Source organism: Chamaesiphon polymorphus CCALA 037, assembly GCF_003003845.1.
GTDB classification, from domain to species: domain Bacteria; phylum Cyanobacteriota; class Cyanobacteriia; order Cyanobacteriales; family Chamaesiphonaceae; genus Chamaesiphon; species Chamaesiphon polymorphus.
In genome coordinates this window covers 1-17,336 of sequence record NZ_PVWO01000071.1, presented here as the reverse complement: position 1 = coordinate 17,336, position 17,336 = coordinate 1, and the positions used below count along the sequence as shown (strand labels likewise).

The window sequence follows — 17,336 nt, the reverse complement described above, 5'->3', positions numbered from 1 at the left end:
ACTCCCAACTCCCAACTCCCAACTCCCAACTCCCTACCCTCCACTCACGGGTGGAATCAGCACTACTTCATCTCGATCGCACAAGATCGTCTCCGGTTCGACAAAATCTAGATTGATGCCAAATCGCGTCACATCGCGCCATTGTGCGAGTTGCGCTCGATCGGCAATCGCACGCTCTAACACGGCTTTGACAGGCGTATTAGGCGGGAATTGGTAAGCAATTTCGCTCGTACCAAAGGCTTCTTGGTAGACAGCAAAGAGTTTGAGCGTGACGGTAATTTCCGATTGAGGAGCATTCATGGGCGGTGCGATCGGCGATCTGTGGTAATTAAATCGTAAATGAAATATTGTCGATCGGCTACAGTTGGCAATCTGTCTGGATTTTCACTGATTTTATCGTTCTGGCAAATCGATTTGTAAAAAATCCTTGCTTTTTTGTAAAGATATCGTTATATTAGTTTACATAACTAAACATTTATAAAGTAAATACCGCAGTAAACAACCATGCAAACCAGAACCTTCATCGACAACGACGGTAAAGAAAACAACTTCGCGATCGAGCCAAAAATGTACGTTACAGATGGCCCTCAAGCTGGCTGGACTGACTACGCAGAAAAACTCAACGGTCGCCTAGCAATGATTGGTTTTGTCGCGCTGTTAATTCAAGAAGTTTTAACCGGACACGGCATCGTCGGTTTCATTACTAATTTGTAATAACTCTTAATAAAAACGATCCACCCATCCTATTTTTCCGATCCTATGTGTTCGCGGCAGCAGATTTGCTACCGCGTTTTTTGATTGCGTATTCATACGTAAAATCGGCTGCTTCTACTGTAAGAAGCAGATTTGAGTGCGATCGAAGTCTGTGACGATCGGATTGCTTCTACGTGTTACTACCGATCTTGGCAAAGAATGTGTGGGTAATTTAAGACCGATCTACGGGGTTTCGCCGATCGATTTTCGGTGCTTTCTGTACCATCACGGATAGAAATTTGGCAAGTCGTATTAACCTCCGTGTTTTTACGGTATCTTGTGATTCGGTATGAATATTATATTTAGACCAATTAATTCAGCACCTACCCCGAATGAAAACCTACATTGTGAAATTGAAGCAAGCAGCGGTAATGACAGGGATTGCTTTAGGTAGTGTGGCTAGCGGTGGTGCGATGACACCAGCTAGTGCATTGACGTTTGATTTCAGACCTGTAGCAGGTACCTCTGCCGAAGCTATTGCTGGCTTTAATACCGCAGGTGCGCGTTGGTCTTCTTTGTTTACCGATAATGTCACCATTAATATTGACATTAACTTCACCAAATTAGCTGCTAATGTTTTGGCACAAGCTGGTTCTACACGTCAGAGATATGATTATTCGCGGGTTTATACTGCGCTTTCTGGAGATCGCACTTCAGCAGACGATTTTACTGCGGTAGCGAGTCTTCCCACCGGATCGACATTTAACATGTTGCTGAACCGTACGACAAATAGTCCGAACGGATCTGCGAATGCTACCCCTTATTTAGATAACAACGGTAATGCCAATAACGCGAAGATTAACATCTCGAATGCTAATGCCAAGGCTCTAGGCTTAATACTCGACTCACCTGCACAAGTAATTTGGAATTTTGGTGAGGTTGCTCGTGTTGCTCCTGACACTGCTAGTATTGATTCGGGAATTATTACTGATGTTACTCTGGCACCGACACTGGCATCGGTTGGTTCTGATGCCGAGATAACGTTTAGCACTGATTTTGTTTTTGATTTCGATCCGAGCGATGGCATCGCTAGCGGTGCGATTGATTTTGTCGGGGTGGCGACTCATGAAATCGGACATGCGCTAGGCTTTACTAGTGGTGTCGATGTTTTAGATACTAATAGTCCGCCATTTAATGGCCCGTTTAATGACAGCGCATTTACCTTTGTCAACAGCCTAGATTTATTTCGTTATTCAGCAGACAGTTTGGCTCAAGGTGCGATCGATTGGACTGCGGATACACGTGCTAAATACTTGTCATTCGATGGTAGGACTAGCATTGGTGCTTTAGCCACGGGATCTAACTTTGGCGACGGACAACAAGCAAGCCACTGGAAAGATAGTCCCAACTTCATAACCAATCCTGAATTGGGAATTATGAATCCCACTTTTTCTAGAGGTCAATTGGGGATAATTACCGAAAACGATTTGCGCGGATTTGATGTCATCGGTTGGAATCGTGTTAATGCCACTGTGGCAACTCAAGTGCCCGAACCTTCTAATATTATCGGCACACTGATATTTGCTGGCTTTGGAGCCAAAATGGTGCTCAAACGTCGCCAAAAACTTGCCAAATCATTCTAGAATTCGTTCTTTACCATTCCCACACCACGATCGATCGTGGTGTGGGAATTTATTTTGACAGGAATATATAGATCTCAATCTCGACGATCGCGAGATCGACCGTATATTGATATGCTAGTAGTCGGTATATTTTCTAAATCTTGCTCTCATCAGTCTGAGGACTCGATCTCGATAATTTTATCGGACATGGTAATTCAATATGTAAATATAATCGATCGATATATTTATGTAGTTACCTAATATCGGGACATTTTTTATACCGACAATCAATTAGGAAATACAACAATGAAGATCTCTTTGGTTAAACTCCAACAAGCTGCTGTCATGACGGGTATTGCCTTAAGTGGGATTGAGGTAGGTGGAGCGATTTTACCTGCAAATGCCTTAACATTTAACTTCACACCAGCAGCCGGAACACCGCAACAGGCAATCGATGGGTTTACCACAGCAGGTTCGCTGTGGTCTTCATTATTTACAGATAATGTCACTGTTAACGTCAATATTAATTTCACGGCATTAGGTGCCAGGACGTTAGGAGAAGCTAGTTCCACTACTCAATCCTTTGGCTACGATCGAGTTTATGGTGCTCTCAATAACGATCGCACATCTGCAGACGATAATACTGCTGTAAATAGTCTGTCCAAAGCACCAACATTTAATATGCTCATCAATCGGACTGCCAATAGTCCAAATGGAGCTGGTAGTGCAACCCCTTATTTGGATAATAATGGTGATGCTAATAACAAAACTGTCAATTTGAGTACTGCCAATGCTAAGGCTCTGGGTTTGATAGCTAATGGCAACAATAATGATGCATCGATTAGTTTTAACAATGCCTTTAATTGGGATTTCAATCGTAATGATGGCATTAGTGGCGGGGCATTTGATTTTATCGGGATTGCCGCTCACGAACTCGGACACTCATTAGGTTTTCTCAGTGGGGTCGATACTCTAGACGGCAATGCTTCTGGGACTTTTTATAATGATAGTCAGTTTACATATGTTAGTCCATTAGATTTATTACGTTATTCTCCAGATAGCAAAAATGCTAACGCGATCGATTGGACAGCGGATGCTCGCGACAAATATTTTTCGATCGATGGTGGTGTGACTAATATTGCAGCTTTTTCCACAGGCGATGTGTTTGGCGACGGTCGTCAGAATAGTCACTGGAAGGATAATCTAGGTCTGGGTATTATGGATCCGACGATCTCATCTGGCGAGCTATTACAGATTACTGAAAATGATAAGCGGGCATTTGATGTCATCGGCTGGAATCGTGCGGGTAATGCCACACCCAATGCCCAGGTACTTAATTTTGTTCGAGATAGCAATGGCATTGCTGGTGCTGGCAGTGTAGCTCGGGCAGATGCTACTGCCGTACCCGAACCTGCTGATTTTGTCGGTACGCTGATTTTTGCGACTATTACTGCCAAAATCGCGATCTATCGCCGCAAGCAGCTACACGCAGCTACCGATAAGTCAGTTTAAATTAATCGATAATGTCAGATAAATAGCCCCGACTTCTTGAAGAAGTCGGGGCTATGTGCTGGATATTTATTAATATTTGCGATCGCGATCTTTGTTTAGATTGGGCTGAGAGACATAGACTTTAAATCGAAAGTAGGGATCTTAACGATCGGTTACTAGTTACTACAAACGATATTAGCTAGCTTATACTGTAGCAGGTTCGACTTTCCCTCTGTGCTTATTAGTGCTGCTGCTAGTAGTTTCGTTGACATCGAGCGGCACAAACTCAATATGATTGAGCAAGGTAGTGACGAAGGCAAATAGTAAGAAGGGTAGAGATAAAACTAAAATCAAACCAACGGTTGCCAGCGCGTAAATTTGGCGAGTCGTACTCCATAGAGATAGAGCAGAAGCAAGGCTGATAAAAATTACCATCAACCAAACCACAATCTGCCCATAGATATCACTAAATGTGAGGGTGCAGTTCATCCGATACTTCTGCTTGTCCATAAGTTTTTACCACAACTATTACTATCTATTTTCAGCATAGATCTTTTGTTGCAGAATGGTAAGTTTTTCAATTAATCGATAAGAATTGTCATAGATGTTTACAGTTTCTCAGTTGGGAGTGGGAAGTTGGGAGTTGGGAGAGATAAGAATCGTGGAGAGGAGATTCACAGAGTCAGGACGCTTATTGGTTCTTAATATAATCTTGCAATAGTATTCAGACTCTACCTAACTTCTTTTTTAACTTGTTTTTCATCCCAACTTCTCACTCCCAACTCCCAACTCCCAACTCCCAACTCTCTTCGTTACAATAAAGAAAGCACCCCAGGAGAAGCCTGCATGACTATTTCGATCGATCCCAAGACATTTTTGTTATCCAAGCAACTACCAAATCTGAGTTATTCAGCGACGACGCATCGATTTGATGAAACCTGGGAAGCTCCATTATCAACACTGCTGGGTTTAGGACGAGCGGCTGGTGCGGACTTTGTGGAGTTCTTTTTAGAACGATCGAATTATATTAGCTGTCTGGCAGAAGACGACCAAATCACGAGTATCTCACCTCGGCTCTCTACAGGCGCGGGAGTGCGGGTGTTTAAGGGTAAAGCCGATTGTTATGTCAGCACCAACGATCTGTCCTTCAATGGGCTAAAATCGGCCTTAGAGAAAGCGTTGGGGATTATGGCATTGCACTTACCCGCGCCCAACTCATACGTACCCGAAATCAATCTCGAACTGTTGCGCGACTATGCTACCAAAAAGGGTAAAGATAGTTGGTTGCAAGAGTGCAGCTCGATGCGCGAGATGGGTGAAGTGCTCTTAGCCGCCAATGGCAAGCTCAAACAGACAGCCACCCACATTCAATCGCGACGCGCGGCTTATTTCCGCGATTGGCAAGAAGTGTTAGTCGCATCCAGCGACGGCACATTTGCGCGCGATATCCGGCTGACACAATCGGTAGGCTACAACCTATTATGTGCCGATGGTACCAATCGTTCCTCGATCGGGCAACGCGTGGGCGATACTAGCAATCCCAACTTTTTAACAACCTGGGATTATGGAGCCACTGCGGAGGATGTTTCGGAATCTGCGGGTAAGATGCTCTACGCCGACTATGTAGAGTCGGGAACTTATCCGATTATCATGGCAAACCAATTCGGTGGCGTTATTTTCCACGAAGCCTGCGGACACTTACTCGAAACTACCCAAATCGAGCGGAACACTACTCCCTTTGCCGAAATGAAGGGACAAAAAATCGCCCACGAAAGTCTCACGGCTTGGGATGAAGGCTTGTCTGGTAATGCTTTTGGAACGATCGATATGGACGATGAGGGAATGCCAGCCCAACGTACCTTATTGATCGAAAATGGCATCCTTAAGAATTTTATTGCCGATCGCGCCGGATCGATCCGCACTGGACATCCCCGCACGGGTAGCGGACGCCGCAATAGTTACGCTTATGCAGCGGCTAGTCGGATGCGGAATACTTATATCGCTCCCGGCGAGCATCATGTAGACGAGCTATTTAACTCGATCGAAAAAGGCATTTACTGTAAGAAGATGGGTGGCGGTAGCGTCGGTGCTACCGGACAATTTAACTTCGCGGTAGATGAAGCTTATCTAATCGAAAATGGCAAAATTACCAAGCCGCTCAAGGGTGCGACGCTGATTGGCGAAGCGAAAGAAATCATGAATAAGATTTCGATGTGTTCGGCAGATCTAGGGTTGGCTGCGGGTTTCTGCGGTTCGGTAAGTGGCAGTATTTATGTAACTGTCGGACAGCCACATATTAAGGTCGATTCGATTACCGTCGGGGGACGGTAGAGCTATCAGAGGAAGATAAATGATGAGTGAAGACCCCACCGGAAATTTAGTAGAGCAATATGTATCACACACATTAGAATTCAATGGTGAACTAGTATGTATTGAAAATATTCCAGCACGAGTCGATTTAGAGACAGGAGAACAGTTTTTTGCACTCAGCACATTGGAGCGGTTGCATCAGATAATTCTCGCTCCTTATAACCAGCCAGTCGATCTCGATCGAGATCGCCAATCATCGTTCTCTAATTGTCTACCCTCAGATATTCAATTAACTGATATTGTCTCCGTCACCACACGGGCTTATGGTGTGCAAATTGCACCAGGGATGCAGTCAACAATCATCATCAAAAAAGTGACAGTCGCTCAAGTTTTAACTAAACTGCAAGCCTATTGTCTGGGAGGAAAACTAGTTGATGGAAACGGTCGAGAAATTCAATTTTATCGATTGACAGGTGTTGGTGATGGAGGGGCATTTCCGATTGATGGTGGAGAAATTCTAGCCAAACAAGCGGAGAAACTTAATCTACTCCACGAAAACTATACAGTAATTGAGATGGATTACCATACTCACGGATATAACATTCCTTCATCAGCACCAGTACAACCTTTTTCGATCTAGTTAAATCCAATATCCACTTGCGTATCGACCAATACACAATATCTATAAAGTTTAATTTAGCTGTTAGTAAAATGTCTCTAAATATCCAAACTGTCTCAGCATCCGCACATCAAATCGCCACCAAACTAGGCATTTCCAAATTCGATCTGTCCGGCTCGGCTACCGATAGCGTCAGCGTGCAAGTCGATAAAGGCGAACCCAAGCAAGTCAAAGCTTCAAATCGATCGGGAATTACCGTGCGAGTCTGGAATAGTGAAAATACCGTCGGGATTACTAGTACTACCGATGTCGATGAAAATGGTTTGGAGCTAGCACTGAAAACCGCCCATGAAGCGAGCTTTTTTGGCATCAAAGAACATGCACCAGACTTTAGTCCCGAAGCGACTGCACCGATTGCCGAAATTGAGATAGAATCAGGTGACGCTGCAACAGTACCGCAATTGATCGATAGTTTAGTAGATGCAGAGCGGAAATTATTAGAGGCACATGAAGCGATCGAAAGCGTCCCCTATAATAGTTTAGCCCAAAGCTCGATCGACCAATTTTATCTCAATAGCGATGGTGCGCTCCGCAGCGATTCGCGTTCTTATACTTCGCTCTACTTATATACCAAAACCGAACAAGAAGGTAAAAAGCCGCGCAGTGCGGGAGCTTTTGAACTCAGTCATAGTTTCGATAAATTAAACGTCCAAAAATGTATCGACGAAGCAGCCGAAAAAACTATCAGTCATCTCAACTATGAGAAGGTAGCTTCTGGCAAATATACAGTAGTCTTCTCTCCCGAAGCGTTTTTGAGCTTGCTCGGTGCTTTTTCTAATCTATTTAACGCCCAAAGTATTCTGGATAATCAAAGTTTATCCACGCCCGAATCTTTAGGTACTCAGATTGCATCGCCATTATTATCCGTCGCCGATGATGCTTTGCATCCGAGTAATATCGGGATCGAAACTTTCGATGGCGAAGGGACTCCCACCCGTCGGATTAACTTGATCGATAAAGGCGTGTTGTCATCATTCATTCATAGTGCGGGAACTGCCAAACGGATGAATGCTCAACCGACGGGACATGCCAATATGGGATCGAAAATTACTGTTTCTCCCCACTTTTACCATGTGTCTGGGGGCGAAACAATCGAGGATAAATACAACCTGGATACCGCTGAAAATGTCATCCTGATCGATGACCTCCAAGCCCTCCATGCTGGTGTACAATCGTTACAAGGTTCCTTTTCCTTGCCTTTTGATGGTTGGGTAATTAATAAGGGCGTAAAAACCAGTATTGAAGCGGCAACTGTTGCCGGAGACTTCCGCGAATTATTAAACTCGATCGCGTATATCGAGCCAAAAGAAGAGCTGACAAATAGCGGTGTTTGTCCGCGAATTTGGGTAGAGGGACTATCTGTTACTGGCGAATAAAGTGATGTCGGTTGTCAAATAGGTTAAGGGCAATGTCTGGTATCGCGGCTTGTCTCAAAGAAAAGCGCGCCGCCACTAAGTGGTGGTCGGGCGGAAACATTCAACAGCTCCGACTTTTCGCAAATCGCTGTCTTGGCAAAAATCACGTGGGCGTTGCTGGATTGAGGTATGAAACCAGAGGTAGGGGTAATTCATGAATTACCCCTACCTCTGGTTTCATCAATTTTCTATTTGATGAATCATACATAGATCTAGCAACGCCAAATCACGCGATCGATTATTTGCCACCAAAGAGGCTACCACTGAGCTTCTTGATCGCTCGACCTGCGATATCGGAGTAGCTGAGTTCGCCAGCGAGAACTCGTGCCATGGTCATACTTGCCGACGGACGTTTGACGGCTGCTTTGTAACTGACTTTGGGGAATTGATAAAAAGCAGTGGCTAGCCGCTGCGCCCACTTCATATCTGCGCCCCATTCTGTCATCATTGTCTCGGTATATTTTTCTAGCGCGTTGCTAGTACCGCCAAGCGCGGAGTGAATCGCTTCTGCTGCTTTAATCCCAGAGAATATTGAGGGACGAATGCCTTCAGCGGTCATCGGATCCACAACACAGGCGGCTTCGCCAGCTAAGACGGCATTTTGGGTGTGAAGTTTTTGGTCGCCATCCCAAAGACAGAGGGGATGACCGTATTGTTTGAAGTTGTTAATATCGATGCCGAATGCACCTTTACCGTAGACATCGAGAATTTTTTTGAAGTCTTGGGCTTCGCCACCGCGAAAGGTACCAATCCCGATCGAATAGCCATCGGCTTTAGGGAAGTTCCAAATATAACCGTTTTTGACTAAGCCAAATTCAAAGTTAATGGTATTGACAACATTATCGCTAGCGGCATCGACTTCTAATGCTCCAGCCAGACGACGCTTGCGATCTTTAAAGCCCAGCCATTTGGCCATATTACCTTTGGCTCCATCGGCACCGATTAAATATTTGCCTTCGATGCTACCATTGGCCGTATTTACTACCCACCGATCGACTTTAAATTCGATACTTTTAACTTCAGTATTGTCACGTAATTCAGCACCTTGTTTTTGGGCTTGTTGGACGAGAAAATGGTCGAATACATCTCGTTTTACCATCCAGATTGGCTCTTGGTTTTCGAGCTTGACATCGACGGGATCTTCTAAATTCAACGTGTACCGCAAAGTGTCAACTCGACAGGAGATTGCAGGACTAAAATCAAAATCAAACCACTGCGCGATCGCTGGAGAGACGCCACCACCGCAAGGTTTATACCGAGGTAGACTATCTTTTTCGAGAATTAATACCGATCGACCTTGTTTGGCTAGATGGTACGCTGCACTGCCTCCAGCAGGGCCAGCACCGACAATAATGCAATCAAACATAAAATAGCTATTGGGATACTTTGGCCATGGCTTCAATTAGCCACAATCTCGACCATTGTACAGCTACCAACTGCTTAGAAACTAAAGATATTGTATTTTTTCTGTAATGTCAAACAGTCTGCGCCCCAAACCCCATCATTATCGATCGTTTAGATAGAGAGGGAGGTCGCTAGTTACAAAACCATCACAGGTTTTGACCAGTCTTAACTGTCTGCATCTATGTACTCAACCTGGAATAATTCTCCAGTATAAACGTTCTGACTCTGAACCCACACTATGCGGCTTGGCCGTTGGGTTCGTCCATGCCCCATTGATGTGCGATGAGGTTTTTGTAACTGTTTTCTCTGAGCATCATTTGTTTGTACAGGTTGACGAGAAATTCTTGTGCCTGTGCGTGACTCATGTCTTTGACTTGGTGCTCGAACGAGCGGATGCTGAATTGTTGTTCTAAGGATAGGTCGAATGATTTAGACATACTGTGTACTCCTACTGTGAATATCGAGCGCGAGCCGATTACTAAGGGACATTTGACTGAATTGAGATCGGACTTTTGCCTATATGTTAAGAAGCATAACATTTATTTGACAAGACTGTCGATCTGTAAAATTGCAGATCCGGGGTATTCCCATGGACGTAAATTATCTAGTCATCAGGGCTTGAGAACTGCTTAATTTCATTTTTAACAAATTAATTCAAGCGAAAATGCTCAACACGAACAAAATCTAAGTTTTGTCAAGACACTTTGATAATTCTTAGCAGGGTTTAGGGATTTGCAGGATGAGGAGAGCGGTGTTGAACTGTGTCTGAGCTTACGAACAGACACATCTCAGGTTCCTATCTGACACTACCAATTCCCAATTCCCAATTCCCGAAACACGGGACACACTAGTACATCTATTTATGCCTAAGACTACTAGCCCCGATCCTCTAATTCACATTGTGAGCAAAAGATGGCAATTGTGGGCATACTAAGCCTACGGAATCGACATGATTAGCCCTAACGGAATCCCGCATGACCCTAGCTGCTGACAACGGAAAAATCACATGGTTGCTGAATATCTAACGCTCGATCGCTTGGCTACTCAGTTGAGTGAGATCAAGCACCAACACTTCAGTGGACATATATTACTCAAAAGTACATTGGGGCAAGAGTGGTGCCTTTATGTCTACCTCGGTCGCATCCTTTATGCGACTGGAGGTAGCCATCCAATTCGCCGTTGGGTGAGAAATTCCACTCTAGCAGGCGTAGATATCAGTGCTGCGGAGGATCTCCAAGTCCGGATCGATGCGCTGACAAATGTTTCGGCATTGACGCCAAGCGAGCTAAATAGCTGCTGGGAGTATTATTTATTGGTCAATTGGGCCAAGCAAGGACGAATTGGCCGAGATGCCTTAATCAAACACATTCAAACCACGATCGTAGAGGTATTGTTTGATATCGTTCAAGCCGAGGAAGTCAGCTACGAACAAGTCGATCGAGATCGCCTCAGTCCGCAGTTAACGCTGATCGATCTCGATCGAGCCTTGGGGATCGCCGTCCAACAACAGCAGCAATGGCAACAGGTGGGATTGGCAGAAATCTTACCCGATCGTGCGATTAAAATTGTTGCACCGACAGATTTTCAACGGATAGTTTCGCCATCTGCCTATCAAGCACTGCGATTTGTATTAAATGGAGAACATAGTATTCGCGAGATTGCTGCCAAAGCTAAGAAAACACCTGTGGCGATCGGGCAATCATTTCGAGCGCATCTAGAATCAGGAATGCTCAGCTTGATAGATCTCGCCGACTTTACCAGTCCAGTTGCGTCTGGCAAACAGCGACGCGGCTCTAAAGCGTCATCGATCGTCTGTATCGACGATAGTCCGTTCGTGTGCGATCGGTTAGAGCAAATTTTTCAACAAGAAGGGTATCAATTTACCAGCGTGATGGATTCACTCAAAGCCATTCCGATCGTTGTGGCCAAAAAGCCGGACTTAATTTTTCTAGATTTGGTGATGCCCAATGCTAATGGCTATGAGATTTGTAGTCGGTTGCGCAAAATCGGTGCTTTTCAAAATACCCCAATTGTGATTTTGACAGGTAATGACGGGGTGATCGACAGAGTTCGAGCCAAGGTCGTTGGCGCAACTGACTTTTTGACGAAACCAGTCCAATCAGAATTAGTATTAGAAGTCGCTCGCAAGTATTTAAGCCCAGTTTTAAACAAATAATTACAACTATTTAAAGTATCTATTATTTATGGCAACCAAAATGTCTACAGCATTGATTGTTGATGATATGCATACCGATCTGATGATTTTGACTAGTTACCTAGAGAATTTAGGTTGGCGCGTAATTTCGGCAGCCAGCGGAGAAGAAGCTCTCAGTTATTTAAGTAATAATAAACCAGATATCGTCTTTTTAGATGTAGTTTTACCAGGCAGAAGCGGATTTGAGATTTGTCGGACGATCAAGACTCAGACAGAAACACAGAAAATTCCTGTAGTCATGTGCTCGACAAAAAATACCGACATGGATAGATTCTGGGGATTAAAGCAAGGTGCAGATCTTTATTTGAGCAAACCTGTGAATCGAAATGATTTTATTGATGTTATGCAAAAATTGATTGGTTGAATCTGGCAACGTCAATCGGATTGTGGATAAAATCACCTTAAATTTAAAACAAAAGATCGATTAGCAAATAATGAATTACCGATAATTGTTGAGGTGAATATATTGAACGCAGCCAGCAATACTCACGCGCGTCGATCGGCATCAGTTGTTGAGTCCGCGCCAACGCAACAGCAATTTTTGAGATTTACGATTCAACCCGATCTCGTGGCTTTGATGGAGATCGATGCTCATACCCAATCGCAACGCCAACAAGTTACCGAACTATTAAATATTCCGCTCGATCGAGTGGTGCCCATGCCCCATCTACCGCCGATGGTAATGGGTGTTTACAATTGGCGGGGCGAAATCCTGTGGATTGTCGATTTGGCAAAATTATTAGGTCTAGACACTTCCGCTCGCAATTATCGGAGTCTCTCCCCGACGATCGTGCTAACGAGTATTGTCGATGGCGATTTAAGCTCTGGAGCTGGTGAAAATCGCTCGGTCAAGACGATCGGTTTGGTAGTAGATGCCATTGCCGAGATCGAATGGTACTCGCTAGCGACGACTCACATTCCCGCACCGAGTCACATCTATCCCGAATTATCACCATGGTCGCGGGGAGTGTGGCAATCAGTAACGGGTGAAAATTTTCTGGTTTTGGATGGACGATCGATCTTCGATCGGGCCGATCTTCATGCTGATGTCTAAATAAATTAAAACTATTTTTATCACCATAAACTGATGAATACGATCGATCGAGACGAAGCCCAAACAACGACGAATGTCCCAGAATTACCCAGTCTGGACGAGCGCACAGCTACTGACGATCCCGACTCATTGGCTTGGATCGATGCAGAACGTGCAGATCTGACTCCCATTCATGCCTCACATCTGACTCATAGCAGGAGCGAGCCAGCGCAGCGGCAGTCGCGAACGTTGCAGCAACAAATCGTGTTGATGATTTTGTGCTCGGCGATCCTACCAGTCGGTTTGGGTGGATGGCTGTTGGTGAGTAAAATTGTTAGACCTCAATCGCCAGCATCGGCACAAATCGAGCGTCAAGAAGTATCGTCAGAGCGTCAATGGGTAGAGATCGCGATCTTGCTATCGATCGGGTTTGTCAATCTGGGGATTGGAGTGTGGGCGAGTCGCCAACTGTCTGGTTCGATTAAACAAGTTACCAACAAACTTACTGAAGCAGCTAGCGGCAATCTTTCCGTCCGCGTTGAGCCGGGGAATACCAATGAATTTCAAGAACTAGCCGATAGCTTCAACCAGCTAGTTGCTAACTTTAATAACACTCTGCAACAGCAGCAGTTGGCGGCAAAAGCCAACAAACTATTTGGTAAAATCGCGCTTACCGCTCAAGAATCAGTCGATCGGCTCCAAGTCTATAATACTAGTGTCAATGGGGTGCGCAATATCCTCAATGCCGATCGAGTATCGATCTATCGTTGCCATCCAGATGGCAGTGCGACGGTGGTTGCCGAATCAATTGCCGATGGCCATGCGGCAACACTCTCAACGCTAGTCGAACCCATCTCTTTTACAGAGTCTTCAGAAGAGTGGGCGCGATACCAGCAAGGTAAAAGCTCGGTAATTGAAGACTACAGTCGGCTCCAACTCAGTACGAAACAACGGAAGTTTGTTGCCAAAATGCAGCTAAAATCGACGATCGTCGTGCCGATTTTGGTCGATCGCGAACTAACTGGATTACTCGCCATCCATCAATGTAGTCACTTGCGGGAGTGGCAATCTTGGGAAGTCGCTTTTTGTAACCAAACAGCACAGCGTTTGAGTTTAGCCATCGAGCAAATTACAACTTGGAATTTTCAAGCTTTAGAATTGCAGCGCACGAATATGTTGTCGCAAGCACTGCAAGTAAACGATGCGAGTGAATCGACTCGGCTGCTAGAAGAAGCATTAGAGCTAGTGTGCCAGGAATTCAATCTCGATCGGTCGCTGGCAATCGGCTTGAGTACGCCACAACCGAGTCAAATTGTGGCCATGGCAGTAGCTCCGGCCTATGTATTGTCCGACGAGACGATGTTAGAGCGATATTTACAGTATGAGATCGACAGTGAAGAGAGCTGGCCAGATCGCATTTCTAATATTTACAATCTCAATGAGAGTGGCGGACTCAAGGCCGATGAGATCGCAATACTAGAACAGCTCCAGATCCGTGCGCGGTTGGTAACGCCGATCTTATTTGAAGATCGAGTTTTGGGGCTGCTCGTCGGCCATGTGTGTACCGAAGACCGAAGATGGACTAAAGCCGAGAGTGACAAATTTGCCACTGTGGCCGATCGCATTGGATTAGTGCTCGAGCGGCGCAAGTCGATCGCCCAACGCACGGCGAAGCTGGCGCAGCAGAATTTACTTTCCGAAATTTCACTCCAACTGCGGCAGTCACTCGATCGCGATTTGATTATAGAGATGGCTCTAGCAAATATTCAGCAGACGTTTGAACTCGATCGGGCGATATTCTTGACTCTCAATGACAGTTGGGAAACCACCATCGTGGCCGAATCGCTCGCCCCCGATCGACCATCGATTTTGGGACAGACGATCGACGATACTTGTCTGCAAAAAACTCACGGTGCAGGCTACGAAAGAGGACGGATTACGGCGATCGATGATATTTATCAAGCCGGATTGACGCCGTGCCACATTCAGATGCTCGAACGCCTGCAAGTTAGAGCCAATTTAGTCTTACCCGTCATTGTCAATAACAAATTATCTGGCTTGATTATCGGGCACATGTGTCATGAGCCGCGTACTTGGGAAGCAGATACCATTGAGGTGCTCGGCCAAATTGCCGATCAAATTAGTTTGGTGCTCAATCAGGCTCAACTTTTTGTTCAACGCGAAAATGATGCGCGTAGATCGCAGATTATTTCCAACTTTACACTGCAATTACGCCAATCGCTCAGACGTCAAGATATTCTTACCACTGCTGTCGAACTCGTGCGCTACGCACTAGATCTCGATCGAGCCGTTATTTTCGAGCTAGATGCCGAATATAGAGGTAAAATTAGTGCCGAATCAGTAGCTGAGGGCAAGATGTCGATTCTCAACGAACGGATCGATGATTGTTGCATTAAAGATGCTGGTTACCAGCAAGGTAAAATTACATCCTTTCCCGATATCTATCAAGCTGGGTTGACCGATTGTCACATTCAGATGTTAGAAAGTCTGCAAGTCCGGGCAAATTTGGTCGTGCCGATTACGATCGACGGTCACTTATTTGGTTTATTGATCGGTCATGAATGTCAAGAACCGCGCGCTTGGCAGCCAGAAGAAATTAATCTATTCAATCAATTAGCAACCCAACTGGCTCTGGCACTCAATCAGGCATCACTGATCGAGGAGCGCGAAGCTGCTGCCAGACAGTCACAATTAATCTCAGAAATTACGCTCAAACTGCGACAATCGATCGACGAAACCGAAATTCTCAACCTTGCGCTACCGGAAATCCGCACGGCATTGGGACTCGATCGGGCGAGTATTTTGGTAGTAGATAGCAACGGCCAAGGCGAAGGCAAAGTCATCGCTGAATCGGTCGCAGCAGCAGAATTTTCGATCCTCGGTACCACGATTGCCGCCGATTTGATGTTTGAAGTTTTGGGTAAGGGTTATGCCGAAGGTTCGTTCATTCAACTCGATAGTCTCGAAACTACGGAATTTAGTCCCGAGCTGCTGGCTAATTTAGCCCAAGTCCACATCAAGTCGATCGTCACCACCCCGATTATCGTCAACAATAAATTCTTTGGGCTATTCAGCGGTACTATGTGTCGGCAGCCGCGTCAGTGGCAGCAATCAGAAATCGATCTCCTGCTGCAACTCGCGGCTCAAGTCGGTGTCGCGCTCAACCAAGGGCAACTAGTCCGCCAATTAGAAATTGCCAACTTCCAGCAAGCTGGATATGCTGCCAGCCAAGAAGCCGCCAGACAAGCACTCCAAAAGAACGCCTGGGATCTGCTGATCCAAGTCGATCGGATCAGTCAAGGGGATCTGACGATTCGCGCTCATGTGACTGAAGATGAAATCGGCACGATCGCCGACTCGTATAACTCTACCGTCGAGAGTTTGCGCCGACTGGTTGGGAAAGTGCGGAATATCTCGCAGCAAGTAGTCAGCACCACCAATATCAACGAAATCTCTGTTGCCGAACTGTCGCTCGAAGCCTTGCAACAATCTGAAGATATCGGTTTAGCTTTACGTCGCCTCCAAGATATGTCTGGCTCGATCGAGCTAGTCGTTAACAATGCCCTAGTTGCCGAATCTGCCGTAATGGAGTCGGCGCAATTAGTTCAAGCTGGCGATGCCGCTATGAACTCAGCGGTAGAAGGGATTTTGACGATTCGCAACACAGTTGCAGAAACTGCCAAAAAAGTCAAGCGACTGGGTGAATCTTCCCAAAAAATCTCTAAAGTTGTCAACCTGATTAGTAGCTTTGCCGCACAAACCAACTTGCTGGCACTCAATGCCAGTATTGAGGCCGCCCGCGCGGGTGAAGAGGGTCGCGGCTTTGCGGTAGTTGCCGAAGAAGTCCGCTCGCTGGCGCGCCAATCTGCTGCCGCTACCGGAGAAATTGAGAATCTCGTCGCCAGTATTCAGGCACAGACGAGTGAAGTAGTTACGGCAATGGAAGCAGGTACCGAACAAGTAGTCATCGGTACCAAACTAGTCGATGAAACCCGATTGAGCCTCGATCGCATCACCGCCATCGGTACCAAAATCGGCGAACTAGTCGAATCGATCGCCCAAGCCGCACTACTTCAATCCGAAAATTCACTGCAAGTAACTCAAAGTATCGATCGCGTCGCCGATATCTCCCACAAAACTTCACTGCGCGCTGATAACGTCCAAGCCTCTTTCCAAGAGCTACTCACCCTCGCTCAGGAATTACAGAAGAATGTCGGTCAGTTCAAGATTGAGTAAGAGTTGGGAGTTGGGAGTTGGGAGTTGGGAGTTGGGAGTTGGGAGTTGGGAGTTGGGAGTTGGGAGTGAGTAGTCACGACGTTAGTGTCCACGTACATTCTTCGATCATCCACTTTTTTTCAAATGCCCACTTTTGCCTAAACTCCCCTCTCCCCTCTCCCAACTTCCCTCTCCCAACTTCCCTCTCCCAACTCCCAACTTCCCTCTCCCAACTCCC

At 45.7% G+C, this 17,336-nt stretch carries 15 protein-coding genes; 11 read left to right on the top strand and 4 right to left on the bottom strand.

Annotated features, from left to right (window positions below; translation table 11 throughout):
• Positions 1–33: 33 nt before the first annotated feature.
• A complete protein-coding gene (locus C7B77_RS08000) occupies positions 34–300 on the bottom strand; it encodes a MoaD/ThiS family protein (protein WP_106302543.1) in 267 nt (88 codons plus the stop codon).
• A 204-nt stretch (positions 301–504) separates the two neighbouring features.
• Between C7B77_RS08000 and C7B77_RS07995 the strand changes: the two genes are divergently transcribed.
• The 3 genes from C7B77_RS07995 (at position 505) to C7B77_RS07985 (ending at position 3,827) form a co-directional block, all read left to right on the top strand.
• Positions 505–714, top strand: coding sequence for a chlorophyll a/b-binding protein (locus tag C7B77_RS07995; protein ID WP_106302540.1), 210 nt, complete (start codon positions 505–507; stop codon positions 712–714).
• Between the two features lie 371 nt (positions 715–1,085).
• A complete protein-coding gene (locus C7B77_RS07990) occupies positions 1,086–2,336 on the top strand; it encodes an NF038122 family metalloprotease (RefSeq protein ID WP_106302537.1) in 1,251 nt (416 codons plus the stop codon).
• Positions 2,337–2,621: 285 nt separating this feature from the next.
• Entirely contained in the window at positions 2,622–3,827 is a 1,206-nt protein-coding gene (locus tag C7B77_RS07985; protein ID WP_106302534.1) for an NF038122 family metalloprotease, read from the top strand.
• Between the two features lie 183 nt (positions 3,828–4,010).
• Here the strand turns inward: C7B77_RS07985 and C7B77_RS07980 are convergent, their stop codons facing one another.
• The gene (locus C7B77_RS07980) at positions 4,011–4,316 is read right to left on the bottom strand and encodes a hypothetical protein (RefSeq protein WP_106302531.1); all 306 of its coding nucleotides are present in this window, start codon (positions 4,314–4,316) and stop codon (positions 4,011–4,013) included.
• 336 nt (positions 4,317–4,652) lie between these two features.
• On the opposite strand from C7B77_RS07980, the gene C7B77_RS07975 reads away from it, so the two are divergent.
• The 4 genes from C7B77_RS07975 to C7B77_RS29755 all read left to right on the top strand — a co-directional run bounded on the left by C7B77_RS07975 (position 4,653) and on the right by C7B77_RS29755 (position 8,368).
• Entirely contained in the window at positions 4,653–6,137 is a 1,485-nt protein-coding gene (locus C7B77_RS07975; protein WP_106302528.1) for a TldD/PmbA family protein, read from the top strand.
• A gap of 19 nt (positions 6,138–6,156) precedes the next feature.
• Positions 6,157–6,756, top strand: a complete 600-nt coding sequence (locus tag C7B77_RS07970; protein ID WP_106302525.1) for a hypothetical protein — start codon at positions 6,157–6,159, stop codon at positions 6,754–6,756.
• Positions 6,757–6,827: 71 nt separating this feature from the next.
• Positions 6,828–8,171, top strand: a complete 1,344-nt coding sequence (locus C7B77_RS07965; protein ID WP_106302522.1) for a TldD/PmbA family protein — start codon at positions 6,828–6,830, stop codon at positions 8,169–8,171.
• A gap of 32 nt (positions 8,172–8,203) precedes the next feature.
• Entirely contained in the window at positions 8,204–8,368 is a 165-nt protein-coding gene (locus C7B77_RS29755) for a hypothetical protein (protein WP_181243760.1), read from the top strand.
• Between the two features lie 80 nt (positions 8,369–8,448).
• Here the strand turns inward: C7B77_RS29755 and C7B77_RS07960 are convergent, their stop codons facing one another.
• Together C7B77_RS07960 and C7B77_RS07955 are read right to left on the bottom strand one after the other, a co-directional pair.
• Positions 8,449–9,576 (bottom strand): geranylgeranyl reductase family protein, encoded by a 1,128-nt coding sequence (locus C7B77_RS07960; RefSeq protein ID WP_106302519.1) that lies wholly within the window; start codon positions 9,574–9,576, stop codon positions 8,449–8,451.
• A 274-nt stretch (positions 9,577–9,850) separates the two neighbouring features.
• Complete coding sequence (locus C7B77_RS07955) at positions 9,851–10,051, bottom strand: NblA/ycf18 family protein (RefSeq protein ID WP_106302516.1); 201 nt, start codon at positions 10,049–10,051, stop codon at positions 9,851–9,853.
• A gap of 569 nt (positions 10,052–10,620) precedes the next feature.
• On the opposite strand from C7B77_RS07955, the gene C7B77_RS07950 reads away from it, so the two are divergent.
• The 4 genes from C7B77_RS07950 (at position 10,621) to C7B77_RS07935 (ending at position 17,119) form a co-directional block, all read left to right on the top strand.
• Complete coding sequence (locus tag C7B77_RS07950; protein ID WP_106302513.1) at positions 10,621–11,790, top strand: response regulator; 1,170 nt, start codon at positions 10,621–10,623, stop codon at positions 11,788–11,790.
• 28 nt (positions 11,791–11,818) lie between these two features.
• On the top strand, positions 11,819–12,193 hold the full coding sequence (locus C7B77_RS07945; RefSeq protein ID WP_106302510.1) for a response regulator: 375 nt from the start codon (positions 11,819–11,821) through the stop codon (positions 12,191–12,193).
• 102 nt (positions 12,194–12,295) lie between these two features.
• The gene (locus C7B77_RS07940; protein WP_146138231.1) at positions 12,296–12,883 is read left to right on the top strand and encodes a chemotaxis protein CheW; all 588 of its coding nucleotides are present in this window, start codon (positions 12,296–12,298) and stop codon (positions 12,881–12,883) included.
• Between the two features lie 33 nt (positions 12,884–12,916).
• Positions 12,917–17,119 carry a GAF domain-containing protein gene (locus tag C7B77_RS07935; RefSeq protein ID WP_106302504.1) on the top strand — a complete coding sequence of 1,401 codons (4,203 nt, stop codon included), beginning with the start codon at positions 12,917–12,919 and terminating at the stop codon, positions 17,117–17,119.
• Positions 17,120–17,336: the final 217 nt, after the last annotated feature.